The 12932-nt window shown below is 56.6% G+C and carries 13 protein-coding genes and 1 pseudogene; 7 read left to right on the top strand and 7 right to left on the bottom strand.

Translation table 11 applies throughout. The annotated features are described in order from the left end of the window. Positions 1 to 204: 204 nt before the first annotated feature. The 4 genes and pseudogenes from FSO04_RS27620 to FSO04_RS48795 all read left to right on the top strand — a co-directional run. Complete coding sequence (locus FSO04_RS27620; RefSeq protein WP_154564490.1) at positions 205 to 831, top strand: deoxynucleoside kinase; 627 nt, start codon at positions 205 to 207, stop codon at positions 829 to 831. Continuing rightward, complete coding sequence (locus FSO04_RS27615; RefSeq protein WP_166618260.1) at positions 821 to 3037, top strand: NAD(P)-binding protein; 2217 nt, start codon at positions 821 to 823, stop codon at positions 3035 to 3037. The genes FSO04_RS27620 and FSO04_RS27615 overlap by 11 nt, the downstream gene beginning before the upstream one ends. Continuing rightward, positions 3037 to 3339, top strand: a complete 303-nt coding sequence (locus tag FSO04_RS48800; RefSeq protein WP_154564486.1) for a DUF3850 domain-containing protein — start codon at positions 3037 to 3039, stop codon at positions 3337 to 3339. The genes FSO04_RS27615 and FSO04_RS48800 overlap by 1 nt, the downstream gene beginning before the upstream one ends. 91 nt (positions 3340 to 3430) lie before the next feature. Then, positions 3431 to 3547 (top strand): annotated as a pseudogene (locus FSO04_RS48795) (type I restriction enzyme endonuclease domain-containing protein); the annotation flags it as partial. Between the two features lie 53 nt (positions 3548 to 3600). Here FSO04_RS48795 and FSO04_RS27600 read toward each other — a convergent pair. The 4 genes from FSO04_RS27600 to FSO04_RS27585 form a co-directional block, all read right to left on the bottom strand. Further along, positions 3601 to 3915, bottom strand: a complete 315-nt coding sequence (locus FSO04_RS27600) for a DUF3892 domain-containing protein (protein ID WP_233464998.1) — start codon at positions 3913 to 3915, stop codon at positions 3601 to 3603. Positions 3916 to 4159: 244 nt separating this feature from the next. After that, entirely contained in the window at positions 4160 to 4621 is a 462-nt protein-coding gene (locus FSO04_RS27595) for a ubiquitination-like system serine protease family protein (protein WP_154564484.1), read from the bottom strand. Next, the gene (locus tag FSO04_RS27590) at positions 4611 to 5813 is read right to left on the bottom strand and encodes a ThiF family adenylyltransferase (RefSeq protein WP_154564482.1); all 1203 of its coding nucleotides are present in this window, start codon (positions 5811 to 5813) and stop codon (positions 4611 to 4613) included. Before FSO04_RS27590 ends, FSO04_RS27595 begins: the two co-directional genes overlap by 11 nt. Further along, on the bottom strand, positions 5788 to 6045 hold the full coding sequence (locus FSO04_RS27585; RefSeq protein WP_154564480.1) for a multiubiquitin domain-containing protein: 258 nt from the start codon (positions 6043 to 6045) through the stop codon (positions 5788 to 5790). Before FSO04_RS27585 ends, FSO04_RS27590 begins: the two co-directional genes overlap by 26 nt. Here FSO04_RS27585 and FSO04_RS27580 point away from each other — a divergent pair. From FSO04_RS27580 to FSO04_RS27570, 3 genes are read left to right on the top strand one after another with little or no spacing between them, the layout of a single operon-like run. Beyond that, complete coding sequence (locus FSO04_RS27580) at positions 6044 to 7012, top strand: TIGR04255 family protein (protein ID WP_166618259.1); 969 nt, start codon at positions 6044 to 6046, stop codon at positions 7010 to 7012. The genes FSO04_RS27585 and FSO04_RS27580 overlap by 2 nt on opposite strands. Continuing rightward, complete coding sequence (locus FSO04_RS46925) at positions 7009 to 7692, top strand: helix-turn-helix transcriptional regulator (RefSeq protein ID WP_174825316.1); 684 nt, start codon at positions 7009 to 7011, stop codon at positions 7690 to 7692. Before FSO04_RS27580 ends, FSO04_RS46925 begins: the two co-directional genes overlap by 4 nt. Further along, positions 7689 to 8384, top strand: a complete 696-nt coding sequence (locus tag FSO04_RS27570) for an ATPase (protein WP_233464997.1) — start codon at positions 7689 to 7691, stop codon at positions 8382 to 8384. Before FSO04_RS46925 ends, FSO04_RS27570 begins: the two co-directional genes overlap by 4 nt. Positions 8385 to 8495: 111 nt before the next feature. On the opposite strand, the gene FSO04_RS27565 is transcribed toward FSO04_RS27570, so the two are convergent. The 3 genes from FSO04_RS27565 to FSO04_RS27555 form a co-directional block, all read right to left on the bottom strand. Then, on the bottom strand, positions 8496 to 10139 hold the full coding sequence (locus tag FSO04_RS27565; RefSeq protein ID WP_154564476.1) for a hypothetical protein: 1644 nt from the start codon (positions 10137 to 10139) through the stop codon (positions 8496 to 8498). Positions 10140 to 10412: 273 nt separating this feature from the next. Next, complete coding sequence (locus FSO04_RS27560) at positions 10413 to 11456, bottom strand: Swt1 family HEPN domain-containing protein (RefSeq protein ID WP_166618258.1); 1044 nt, start codon at positions 11454 to 11456, stop codon at positions 10413 to 10415. A gap of 501 nt (positions 11457 to 11957) precedes the next feature. After that, positions 11958 to 12917: an SOS response-associated peptidase family protein gene (locus tag FSO04_RS27555; protein ID WP_154564516.1), complete on the bottom strand. Its 960-nt coding sequence runs from the start codon at positions 12915 to 12917 to the stop codon at positions 11958 to 11960. Positions 12918 to 12932 lie beyond the last annotated feature (15 nt).

Below are 12932 nucleotides of genomic sequence, written 5' to 3'. Positions count from 1 at the left end.
CGCGCGGTTTGAGCTGGGTGCCATTGGAAAACCCGCCGGATCATCTCGGCACCGCCTTGGGGTTGGTGATCTATTTGGTACCATGGCACATAGCGTCAGTCAGCCACTAAGGCGGCCTTCAACAGCGGGCTGATTGTCGCGACGGCGTCAACTTAAACGCACCCGCAACTTACTGCGCATGCAGCCTAGAAGGTTCGATCTCAAATGGTGACACTGCTGCGACATCCGCAGAGGCAAGCAATGCTGTGCTCGCGAATCGAAATTCTCGGCGTGTTCGGTTCGGGAAAGACGACCCTCGCACAGCACTTATCTAATGGCCGCGAGCCGCTGATGCTAGAGCGGCACGAGCATAACGTCTACTGGAATACTCCTGGGGCAAACGCTGCCACGGGCTTTTTGGCGTACGACTTGTCGTTCTTGCTACAGCACCACTATTTGGCAGCATCGTGCCCTTCGGCTTCGCACAATGGCGTCGCCTTATGCGATTGGTCATTTGCGTCTGATGACCTCTGGGCATCTATGCGTCTAAATGACGATGACCTTGACGCTTATCGAACGGTGCACAGCGCGTTGTTGAAGTCGGTCGGGCCTCCGCTTGGATACATCCATTTGCGGCCGCCAGAGCGCACGATCGCGGAGCGACTCCGACTGCGCAATCGAGCGGGCGAAAATATTTCAACAGCTGAAATAAGCGATGCAGCCGATCGCTTGGACGAGCTTGTACAGCAACTACCCAGTGCAAAGGTAATGCGCGTGGAAGACGACGCAGACCTTGTGAACATTCGGAATTTGTTTGAACACTGGCTTCGCGGGAGGACCAGTGAGCGTTAAAAATTCTACTTCCAAAGAGTTGCTTGCGCGCTACAAGGTTCCGGGTCACCAGATTTATGTTCTCGGTACGTTCGATGCGGGCGTGACGGTGTTGGACCAGCAGGCGAGGGCGTTGAATTTAATATGGTCTCTTGTTGAAGAGCGTACGGTCCTCTCGCGAGTCGCACCACGCAAGGATTTGGCGAAGCCACGTGCGGAACGAATTGCCATCATCGGCGGCGGCTTCGCTGGCCTTACTGCTGCTGCAGGTCTTCTTCGAAAGGATGTTGAAGCGGACATAACTATTTTTGAGCAGCGCGATACGTTGCTACCGCTACAGCAAGGCAGTGATTCGCGATGGCTGCATCCACACATCTACGATTGGCCTGCAGTTGGCAGCCTATCGGGTGCAGCTCTGCTCCCAGTGCTTAACTGGACTGCGGCGCGCGCCTCCGATGTGGTCGTTCAGATCCTCGGTGAGTGGAAAAAGGCATATCACGACTGGCATGAGCAGTCGAAGCGTAAGTTGCGTTTGTACTGCAATGCGCGGCACGTCCAAGTGCATGAAATCGGTAGCGACAGGGACGGCCTACGCATTGAATGGGTCGGCGAGCAACGCGATCCGCAAGATGGCATTGCGGCCTACGCTCCTGACGCGAGACACGGCGTCCCTAGGCATCAATCGGTCAACACTGGCAGCTCAGAGTCATTCGACATCGTCATTCTCGCCGTTGGTTTTGGTACCGAGCGTGACACGCCACAGTCCTACTGGCGAAACGAGACTTACGCTCAACCCAGTCTAGATAGCCAACGACATACATTTGTCGTTTCCGGGCAAGGCGATGGCGCCATGATGGATCTGTTGCGCCTCCGTGTTTCCCAGTTTCGCCAGGATCGCATCTTGGGCGAGCTCTTTTCTGGCGAGCGTGCGTTGATCGATGAACTCAGAAGAGTTCAGAGCGAGCATACTGGCCCCGATGCCAAACAGGGCTTATTCGATGCGCTCGAAACTGTCAGTTCTAGCCACCGAGTCGCGTTTGAGGCGGTGCGCGCGCGCATGTCGCAGCGATTGAGGCGAGACACAGAGGTAATTTTAAGCTTGCAGGTAAAGAAATTCTCCGAGCTTTTTGACCCGGCGACCCGAAGAATCTCATTCCAAAACCGGGTGCTTGTGTACCTCCTTTATAAATGCGGCGGCTTCTTCCCGTCATCGCGCGGCACCGATTGCCTCGAGAAAGAGAACGAGGTCAGCGAAGAACGTGTGGTGCGTCGCCATGGGACCCGGCGAGACGAAGTTCTGAAAAGCGTCTTGTCACCGCACCTGTATGACGTAATAGAACAAATGCAGGCGAAGCATGATGGAGGGTATTTCCTTCAACCGCACATACCAAATTGGACCGGAGGCTATTTCGGCTTTCCGGGTCGGGCTGACGACGCCAAGCGGCTGCCTGAAGGCACCAAATCCGCTTGGAAAAAGGAATACTTGCCGGGCCCAACCGCTCTTATGGCAACGGCATTTTGCGCGAGTCTTGCGGGCGCGTTGCGTCACGGTCACAACCCAAGCCGGCGGCTACGAGTGACATTGCATCGAGTTGCGTCGTTTGGCGGCCAGGAAGTTTTACAGCAAGCGTGTAACTATCAGGGTGTCGCCTTAGAGAGGAAAGACGAGTCTGGGATTGGAAGAACCTTCCCCATCCATATGGGGACCATTGGCTTAGCGTTTTATACTAGGCGAGTTATCCGCTCCTTGCCGTCTGTTGACCCTGGGAAGCTCCACGCCTATATGTCTTCGCCGTCAAGACGGCTAAGGGAGTCAACACGCTTGATGTCGACGAAGGTCAGATTCGTCATTGCGATTCCAATTCTTGAGCCCACGGATCCCGGGCTACACAGCCCCCCAAGCGCGGTCGCAGGCGTGATCTATATCGATAGCGAAGCGGACGATTTTTTTATAGATGATGGAAGCCTTAAGGGCATCGTGTGGATGGCGAAGGGCTTCTTGGATGGTCTTCAGGCACTCGGAAAAACACCGCTTGAACGTTTAAGCAACTTGGCGCCACCTGTCCGATCCTCCAGCCAGGTGGAGACTTCATCTATCGAGCGCGACCCCTTCGACGCCGCCGCCCGTGAGGTCCTTGAGGAGGTTGGTACGGTGGAGCCTCCCGTCACAGCCGGTCCGTTTCAACTGAATTTTGATTACTCCGAATTCGTCGTTCAGGAAGACTGATGTCGAAAACAACACACGTCCTTAAGAGTTGGCCTCGTTTCTTTGATGCTATTCGACTCGGCACGCGGACCCACGAATTGCGCCGAAATGATCGCGATTTTCAGGTCGGGGATCTGCTTGAACTGCGGGAGTACGAGTTTTCGATGTCGAGGTATACCGGCCGCACCTGTATAGCGGAGATCACTTCTATTACGTCAACACGGGAGCCATGTGCTGTGTCCGATGAGGCGCTCCACAGGGACTTCTGCATCCTGAGCGTGCGCCTCATCACTTCTGTTACTGGCAACGAAGCTGCTGAATAACTTTCGCAGGCAGAAAGCCATGAGCGCATGTCGACTCGGCGTGGCCGTTGTAGAGCGTAATGAAAATGGTACTCCCCCGCATAGGAGCGACGCGGCAAACTTCGTGCTTGGCGAGAGGGATGGCAAGAAGCGCTTCGCCGATCACGCGCTCGCGATGAGCAAGGCATTTTCACTGTGCCGCACGCTCGATGAAGCCAAGGCGGTACGGGCGTGGTGGGCAAGATGCCGGCGCTGCTGATGTCACCCAGACCGCGGGCCTGACTATCGAAGTGGAAGCGAAAGCAGGTTATCGGTCTTACGGCTGTCCGCAACTGTCTGGACGTATTTAATCCGCCCATTGCTATGCGTGTGCACCCAGGCTCCCGTGACGTTCGGATTCCGGTCAGGGCACCAAACCGAGTTGTTACCTTGTGCTTCGATGAATGCCACCATTTGTTCTCGGGTTGAGTGGCCCTGCTCCGTGGTTTCCTTGCCGTCAATTACTTTAATCCACCACAGAAAGGTAATGTGCTCATGGCCCTGTCCCCCTTCCATCCTTCTGGCCACGCATTTGAACGTCGTGTTGCTTGTGCTCATGGATTTTCTTCCCTACTTCCGTATTGCGATGTGGAAAACAAGCTGGGGCAATATGTACTCCAGCTTTTCTAAACAACTCCGCTGTTAAGCGGACGGCCACGACCGGCAATGTTCTCAAACCGTCTCAAGGCGGCCTTGACGGAAGCGGACATACGCACGGACGTGAACAGGCTTCGGAAAATGGCAATTTTTCGCCATCACTGTCAGTTGTCCCGTCGCTAGTTTACGCTGCGTCCCCAAGAGGTCAGCGAGTCAGCCATTGCCAGAACGCTTTCAGCCGTGCGCGCCAACCTGCGTCCGCTCGTTCCCCTCCAGATGGGGAGGGACTTGGAGTACTCTGCTCCACCGTCGGCTGCTCTTGGGTGCCGCGATGCATCGCCTGCAGATCCCGCTGGTCGCGCTCGAAGACAGCCTTGATCTGCCTCTTCGACAGTTGCCCGCTCCAGATCACTCGGTTGTCGCGAATTAAGTAATGCGACTGGCAGGCCATCGACCAATTCCCGATCGAGGGATGTAGCGTAGCGCGCCCCTGCGCCAACTGAATTTGCCATTCTGCAGGGGAGAGGGGTGTCACTACCTTTTCCCCGCATCCGCAACAGCAAAGGTGCACGACCGCACGATATTTCTCACTGATGTAGAGTCGCCCCGGCTGCAACACGCGGGGAGCAAGTTCGACCAGTTCCGGCGTGATCCGGTCAATTCGCATCCGTTCCCTCCGATCTTTCGGCCCTCGCCAGAGCCATCGCACTGATAGCAAATTCGAGGTGATGCCAGTCCCAATTCATCGCATAGAAGCCGAAGTGCTGCTTCCAGCGCATGACGGCGAGGATGGCGTTGAGGGCATTTGCATCGGCGATCTGAATATTCTGTTCATATAGAGCATCGCCAGCATCTTCCATCGTTGGGGCTCGATCGAAGAAATGCTTGCTCTTGGCCGGCGTAGCTATCGTGACCCGACACGTGCCAAAGATCTGCTGTGCGGTGGAAAGCGACATGTCCATGCCACAGTCGATAAAGGGCACGCCCTGGTCGATGAGATGGGAGCAAATCAATCTCCGCGCGGGCCCCTTGTCTACACAGACGAAGACGAAGTCAAACTGCCCGAGCAGTCCGACGTTGACTTCCGTCACGTACGCCGGATGTTCGATGATGCCTGTCCGCATCGGTTCATACAGAGCGGAGAAGTGCGCGACCTTGGTCTTGCCGAAATCAGATTCACTGGCTGCCGCGGGCGCCCGGAAGGCGTTGTGGACCTCGAAGATGTCGCCGTCGAACAGATGGATCTCGCGAACCGGTGTCTTGGCTACTTGGTCGAGCACATAGGACCCGGTCCCGCCTAGTCCCACGATTGCAATGCGGAGATTCGCTAACCGCTCTGAGACCATCACGAAGTTTCCGCGCGCTGAGCAGGCGTCCGGATAGCGGAATGGGTCAGTTCGAGGTGCCACCAGCGACGATCCAGGACCCAAGGCCCGGGTGCAGTTTGGATCAATTACTCGCGCCTGGTCCGTAATGATCCGCCAGTAGTGCATCAGTTGGTCGAAGTGGGTGGCGTAACCCGTCCAGCCGTCATCCTTGTTTGAGAAGAAGAACGTGGCCGGAACGCCAGGAGCCACTATTCCCCCCGCCACGTCCGTGTGTCGCAACTGCTCCATCATGGAACCGTTCGCGAAGCAGGGGAACGGGCCATCGAACCACGCTTGATGGGTCGCCGGTGGTGTCACCTGGCTGTCGGTATAGACGAGCGTGGCGACGAGGGTGCCTAGCCGCAGTTGCCTCTGGTTGTCGACCACGGGCACGTCGTGCAGAAGCAGGTGGGCCCCCTGCACCGTTACTCGCAGCCCCGCCGCAAGGAACGGGGCGAGCGCTGAATCAAGAACGGCCGGTTTTGCGGACATGGCACACCATCCCTTCCTTGACCGGCACCGGCTTATCCCCCCGCGCCAGCGAGAGGCTTTCCCCGTCCGGGTAGGTGATCGTGATTGTGTAGATGAAATCCGATGTATCCGCTGGCGGGTCCTGCGGGTAGGCCAGGTGCACGAGCTGCGCATACGTCAGCTTCTCTTGGTGCACCTCGATCTCGTCGAGATTGAGGACGATTTTCGTCGTGGGTTGCGCGGCATTAGACATGGTGTCGACTCCTATCAACAGATCAACTGTTAGATCTTGTGTAAGATGGAATCAGTGTGTCAGATTTTGTGTAAGGTGTAAAGTCTGGTGTAAAATCTTTTTATGGACAATTGAGAAAGGAGGTTGCTTGACTAGGGATACCGTCCCCCAGAGGGGGCAGTGGGCGCACGCGCCCTTGGTTTTTGTACTCGCCCAGGTTCGATTTCTGCCGAGTGCGACAGCAGCTCCGGAGCATCTGCGCGACGCCATCGTGACGAGACTCGGAGCGCGGTTTCCGACAATTAGTCAGACCAATAGCGTGAGCATTGAGATTAATCTTGACGCCGCTCCTAACGCGCCACGGACTACCCCTGCGGTTGCTTATGACCTTGTCAACAACGACGTCAACGCAATGGTGCGTGTCCAGCAAGGGGCTCTCACGTATGCCGTTACGTCGTACGTCGACTCGTCTCACTTCCGGGAGGCCTGGCTCGACATCAGCGAAGCACTCGCGGATGTGCACGTCACTACCGTAACGCGACTTGGCCTACGCTATGTCGATTTCTTGGTGCCTCCGCATGGCCGGCGGCCAGAGGACTATGTCAACGCACCGTGGAACCTAACCGGCATGCCAACGCTGCCCGGCGCCATGCGTGGACCAGATCTACACGTCTCCATGGTGGATGTCGCTTATCACGTTGGCAGGATGCGCCTGCAATTCATGCGTGGATTCGGCGTGCCCTCGTTGCCGATGGACCTCCAGGGAATGCTGAGTCCTCGCCAACAGTCAGCACAAGCTTCGCCTGGAGAGTGCGGCGTAATCGACAGCGACCGATGGGTAGACGGCGAGCACCGCGCCGATCGTGCGACACTGAGCCAACTGTTCACCCAAATGCACACCGACGTATCGTCGGCGTTTCGCACCATGATTACTCCGCTGGCGCGGCGCGAATGGGATCCCGAAGCAGCAACAGGAGACAACACATGATCTACGCTTCCGAGCGTGATGCGAAGTTGGGCTGGACGATCGGATCAAATGCAATGTGGCGTCAATCCGGAGCCACCAGTGTTCGGCCGGTGACGGCCGAGTCGGTCGACTGTGGCACGGCCGTGCCGACAATAGTGATCGGCCTTAGCGACCTCTGGCAATACCTTGGGACGAGCGTCAACACTGCGGTGCCGCTACCCTTCAAACTCGGTTCGTCGCAGCGTCAGTCCGAACCGAAGCTGACTACGCCAGCAGAGATGGTGGAAGAATTGCGCGAGGCATTCGGACTCAACGTCACGCAGCTCGCACAAGTCTTGCACATCGAGCGCATCACGGTGTACGCATGGTTACGTACCGAACGGATGGAAAAACTCAATCTGTCCAACCGCAACCGCTTGTGGCGCTTGTACCAGTTGGCCAAGCAATGGGGCAGTTACGCGCCGCTTGCCGGGAAATACCTGGTCGAACCCGTCCCAGAGCGAAGCACGACGCTTTTACAGATACTCTGCGCACCGCAGCTGGATCCTGGCGAGTTCGCGCAGGTATATGAGCTGCTGGCGAGAGCCACCAGCCCGACTGCGCGTACCCAACGACATCGCACTGAGCAGCACGTCGCATTGAAGAAGGGCATCGGAAACCTGCGGAAGAACGCGAACAAGTTCGGGATGGATCTGGATTGACAGGTGAGCAGCTTTTCGACGCGTTCCTTGACGAGCTCGGCGCAGGCGCGGGGAACAAATCCCTGATGGTCATGATCGCCGGCCCCAATGGGGCGGGCAAGAGCACGCTATGGCGTCAATTGCTCGAACCGATGCTCGAGGATGCGTTGGGGGCTGAGTACATCAACGCCGACGAGATTGAGCGTGAGCTGAACGAGGCGGCTCAGGAATATCCGGACGCGCCGCAGACTCAGGAGACTGCCCTTCAGGCGCAATCCGAAGCAACGCGTCGTCGTGAACTGATGTTGTCCGCGTCCTCTGGCGCTCAATGTCATTTCGTCTTCGAGACCGTCTTTTCCGACCCCTATGGTTACAAGCTCGCGGAGTTGCAACGTGGAGTGGAAGCAGGCTACTACGTTGTGATGTTGTTCGTTGGGCTCAATGACGTCGATCTTGCCCAAGAGCGCGTCCACGGTCGGGTTGCGTCGGGAGGGCATGATGTGCCCTCCGACGTGCAGCACACTCGGTTCCCGCGCGTCTTTGCCAACGCACAAAAGGCCCTACAGATCGTACCGCTTGCAATGTTCTTCGATAACTCACGGGATCGGGACGACGGGCAGAATACTCATCGTCCCGTAGCCATCGTAAAGAATGGTGCGGTGCTGGCCCAACACGAAAACATGCCGGCGTGGTGGCCGATGATCATTCCATAGGACGCCGACCTTTGCTGCAGGACCCAGAACGACCGATTTTCTGGATTTAGCGGCCGTTCAGTACGAGAAACCGCGACCGTTTCAGAAACACGTGTGCTCAGAAGAAGGTGCTTACCGCGCGGTCGTCTCGATTTCACCCGTGTGATCAACTTTCTTTCCTGGGCCGACCACACTTACACATGCGGGCTCCTGCTGTTCAATCGAGAAGATGCAATCTTTGGTTGGCACAATCTCCAATCGAAGAGATTTCCCCGCTTTGATGTCGTTCGTTCGGACGCCTTTCCTCAAGTAGACTTGAGAGTAATTAAGACGAACTGGATTAACCGCTATAAAGCTCCCCACCAAGTTGAACGCTTCAGGAAATTCCCGGCTAAACGCGGTTGCTAGGGGTTGACCAGCCAACACCGAATTTCGCAAAGCCGTCGCTTCTTCCTCATTTTGAGGCACGATTCGACAATGCACCCGACCAAGTTCCGCGCTCGGTTGTTTCGGGGCTTTGCACAGTAGGGACCAAAGCGCGTAGACGTCGTCAATGTGCGCCGACGAAATCGGCGTGTCATTGAACGGCACGTCGAAGTTCCACAATACGAGGAGCTCTCGCGCACACTTAATGTACGTCAGCATCAAGTGTTCCTCTTTGATGAATTCTGGCGTCGTAAGCCTTGGGCTACTTCCGGTTAGTAGCTCGACTCCCTCCACCTCCAAAGCCCAGGAGACTGTCCATCCCTTATGTAGGGCATCGAAGTATCGATACAGCTTGTCAAAATACGGGAGCCCACGGACCGTTCTCCCTCTCCAACTGTTGTAGCTGAACGTGAAGTCTACGGATTGATCCTGCTGCACAGGTCCGGACGCGTGTTCAAACCGATAGCGCAGACCATATAGACCATCGAATGCGTGCCCTTCGAAGGTAAGCGACTGAGTGCCAGCGACAATTTCGCCTACGAAATCATCCATTACGAACACTGCGTTGGTTGCGGGATCGTGTAACAGCATTTTTTGCACGGCTTTTTTGCGAAGCTGCGTGTCGATCTTGATCGTTCCTGTTCCCTGTGGAATTATGTCCAGCAGCGCCGAACCCTCCAACCGAATGGTTGAAGCATCCATTTCAACTGGCAATCCATGTTCGGCTAATGCCCGCATCTTCGTTCGAAACTCGGTCTGAGCGTCCGGGGCGACCTTGGCCCGAAACTGGACCGGCTCCTTCGCGCTAAAAATTATCTGCGTAGTGTTTCCAAACTTGTTCACCTGGACGGCGAATCTAGGATCCGCCCTTTCCAGCTCCTCCTTCGCCAAACGTGTGATCTCTGCGACAGCGGTTGAAACGGTACGACTCAGCGGCGTCTTGAAAACTGCCGCTTTCATGAGTTCGAATTCCGCTTTGGAGACGGGAGGCTGTCCATGCTCTGCGTCAGCGGCTTCTTCAGCTTGGCGTTTCCACTCTTTCAGCAGCGTAACCGGATAGCGCTCAGGGTCGCGATCGATCTTTGTCGCGCAGTTCTGACAAAGCCAAATTCCGTTATCGATGCTTTTGCGCTCAGCCGATGTCATAGCTGGGTCGTAGCGCGCGGCTCCGGGTCCCGAAGCTGCTGCAGCGATGTGCGCGGCCTGACCAATGTTGTTGACTTTGGTTTTGACTGTCGTCGGACCGGTCGTCGGCTTCCTACACTCTGGATTTGAACAATGGGTGCCTACGCGCAGACATAACGCGTGCTTAGTGGCAAGGGTGAAGTCGTCACGGTTATTTCTTGCCATACTCCGACGATCCTTTAACGACTGGATAACACAAATGATCCAGATGGCTGATTATAGTGAGGCTACGAGTTAATTCTCCCCTCGTCTGATGCGGGCTAAATTTAAAGATGTGGAAGTAGCACGGTGAAAAGCAAAATTCTCGACTGCGATAGGCCGCTTCATGGCGTGAAGCGGCCGGTCGAGCTCCTTCAAAACGGACGTTCAGAACACAAGGCCGCCGAGCGCCTCCATTAAGTCTGCTATCGCCGAACGGTCGCTATGCTGAGCATTCGCTCAAGCGGAAAATAGGCTGACGCCTCGCATCGCGGGATCCATTGCCGCCCAAGGCGTCCCCGCGTGCACACGCGGATCAATATTGGCGAACCGCTTCGCCCATGTGACGGGATCCTCGTCGTAGTGAGTGAAGCGGAGGTTTGCCAGCGCAGAATCGAAGCTTCGGCCGATTACATCGCTGACCTGACTCTGATCTTCAACTGCCGAAAACGAAACCTGAAGACTCGACGGGGAATCGGCGCAAACGAGCATGATGCAGTCCTTATCGTCTTCGATCTCACGCCAGAACTGGTTAAGATCGAAGAAGCGTCCCCCCCGGAAATACCAACAGGCGTGCCACACAAAGCCCGCCCGGGCGCCAAGCTGAGTGTCGTGGGTTGCAGGAGACTGTGCCCATGGACGGGTTGAGACCGCGAGGCGGAAGCTCGTGTCGTACTGTCTAGTCGCATGGTCAATCAGATGCGCGTAGGGGTGGCCTTTGTGCACCCAATCCCGGACCAGGACATCCGACCATGCCACGTTTGGCCGTGATTGATCGTTGAAGGATGACGTTGCTCGGACGGCGCCGCGGTCGAGATCACGCAGTGTCTGCTCCACGCGATCAAGATCGTCGTCGTGGGGCCGTCGACAATGGCCAATACGATTTCTGATCTGTTTGAGCTCCTCGATTCGGCCTGCCCAGATTTTTTGAGCCGGCAAATACAAACCGAACAACTGCCACTGATCGTGTGTCAGTTGCAGAAGCAGCGATGCATCCAAATACGCGAGTTGATCCTGCGCATCGGGCGTTTGCATGTAGTGGTACGCTTCGTCCTGCTGCTGACGATTCGCCGAATTAGACGGCAAAAGGTCCGCCCACTTGGCACCAAGCGCGCTGCGCAATTCCACGTAGATCAGCGAGCGCAGCCACGTTTCCAGCTGCCACCAGCGGCTGTACAGCGCTGAAGCTGAGGCGGGCATTGCGCCAGCATTCCACCCTGCTAACAATGCGTGTTGGATCCGGACGGGCAATTTCTGCCAGTCCGACGCGTCTGATGGTGTCATGGGGGAGCCCCGATCGTGTGTTTTTTGCGTTCCAGGTATTTTAGCTGGGCTGTGCGTCAGGTTGGCAGGTGGCAATCTACAGGAACAGCCCCTGGCTTGATAGGGCGTGTTGGCCACCAAGGCTAGCGGACTGATTTCAGACAATCATGTCAAAACTTCGTTTATCGTATTACCTCGAAAAGCTACCGGACTTCCAGCATGCCCGAAATCGAAAAATGGCATTGTTGACGATTCGAATCGCTACGTCGACAGTCTCCTCCTGGCCGAACCTTGCCGATCGTCGTGCGATCGACTTGTGCCTTGCCACGAACGGCAGCACGCGACCTCATGGGACTTTCGATCCGCCCGATAACGGCCGTTCAAACCGACCGCAGGACGTCGCCGCCGACGTCGGCGATAGGTGCCGCTATCTTTACTTCGCTTGCGACGCAGTCGAAAGTGGGTTGCGACGTTCGCCGTAGATAACGATTTATTTCGGCATTCGGACGCCGGCCCTACGGTTCATGCGGCCATCCGATGCTCGTAGTACGGGCGCTGGCGGTCGTCGAGGATCGCGTACTGTGCCGCAAGATCGCGCGGATCGGGATTGAGCCACGCGTCGATATGCTCCGGCTTGATCGGGATGATGCAGCGATCGTGGCCGGCGGCGGCAACTTCAGGCGGTGGCTCATCAGTGATGGCCGCGAACGAGAGCAGATTGGGCTCGCCAGGGCTTTGCCAGTGCGACCACAGGCAGGCGACGAGCATGTCCTGAGCGGGCTGTGGCTTGAACTCCAGGACCATGTTTTCCTCCAGTTCGCCTTCAGCGAGGTCTCGCCCTTCAAGGCGATGTCGTTTGACGTTTTCATAGAAGGCATTCGCGACGATAAGTCCGTGCGAATACCCAAAAACTCCCTTCCAGAAGCCTTCAAGGTTGTCAAACCTGGCATTGTATAGTCCGGGATATTTCTTGTCGTAGAACGCAGGCTTGCCAGCCGGGCGACAGTGATATCGCATCGGCTTGATGACGCGCTTGCCGTCTTCCATGACCATCACCGGAGCATAGTTACCGGGGAAAATTCGCGAATCGCGATCTTCCAGTTCGGTGCGCCGGAGATCGTCGAGTCCGCGCAGCGCCGACTCGATCTTGCTGGTTGCGATCCGCTTGCTTTCGGTGGCCGCTTTCGTCGTTTTGCTTTGAAGGGTGCGTTCCGCGTCGGCGAGTCGCGCGCGCTGCTTGAACAGTTCCTGCTCCAGCTTTGTGGCCTGGTCGCCGTTGAACCGGTCGATCGCTTCCCTGATCCGGCGTTCCTCATCCGTCTGGGGAACCGAAAACGCGGCGTCCATCGCCTTCGGAATCTTGATGTTGCTGCCCTCGGCGCGTTCCCAGTACAGCTGGGCGAATTCCCGGATGCTCATGTGCGCGCCAAACATCCTGACGTACTTGCGGTAGTCCGCCTGGATCTGGGCTGAATAGCACATGCTCGCTCTCCTTGA

The sequence above is a fragment of the Paraburkholderia madseniana genome (assembly GCF_009690905.1).
Taxonomy (GTDB): Bacteria; Pseudomonadota; Gammaproteobacteria; order Burkholderiales; family Burkholderiaceae; genus Paraburkholderia; species Paraburkholderia madseniana.
Note: the sequence above shows the minus strand (reverse complement) of the source record. Positions and strands in the feature narration are given on the sequence as shown.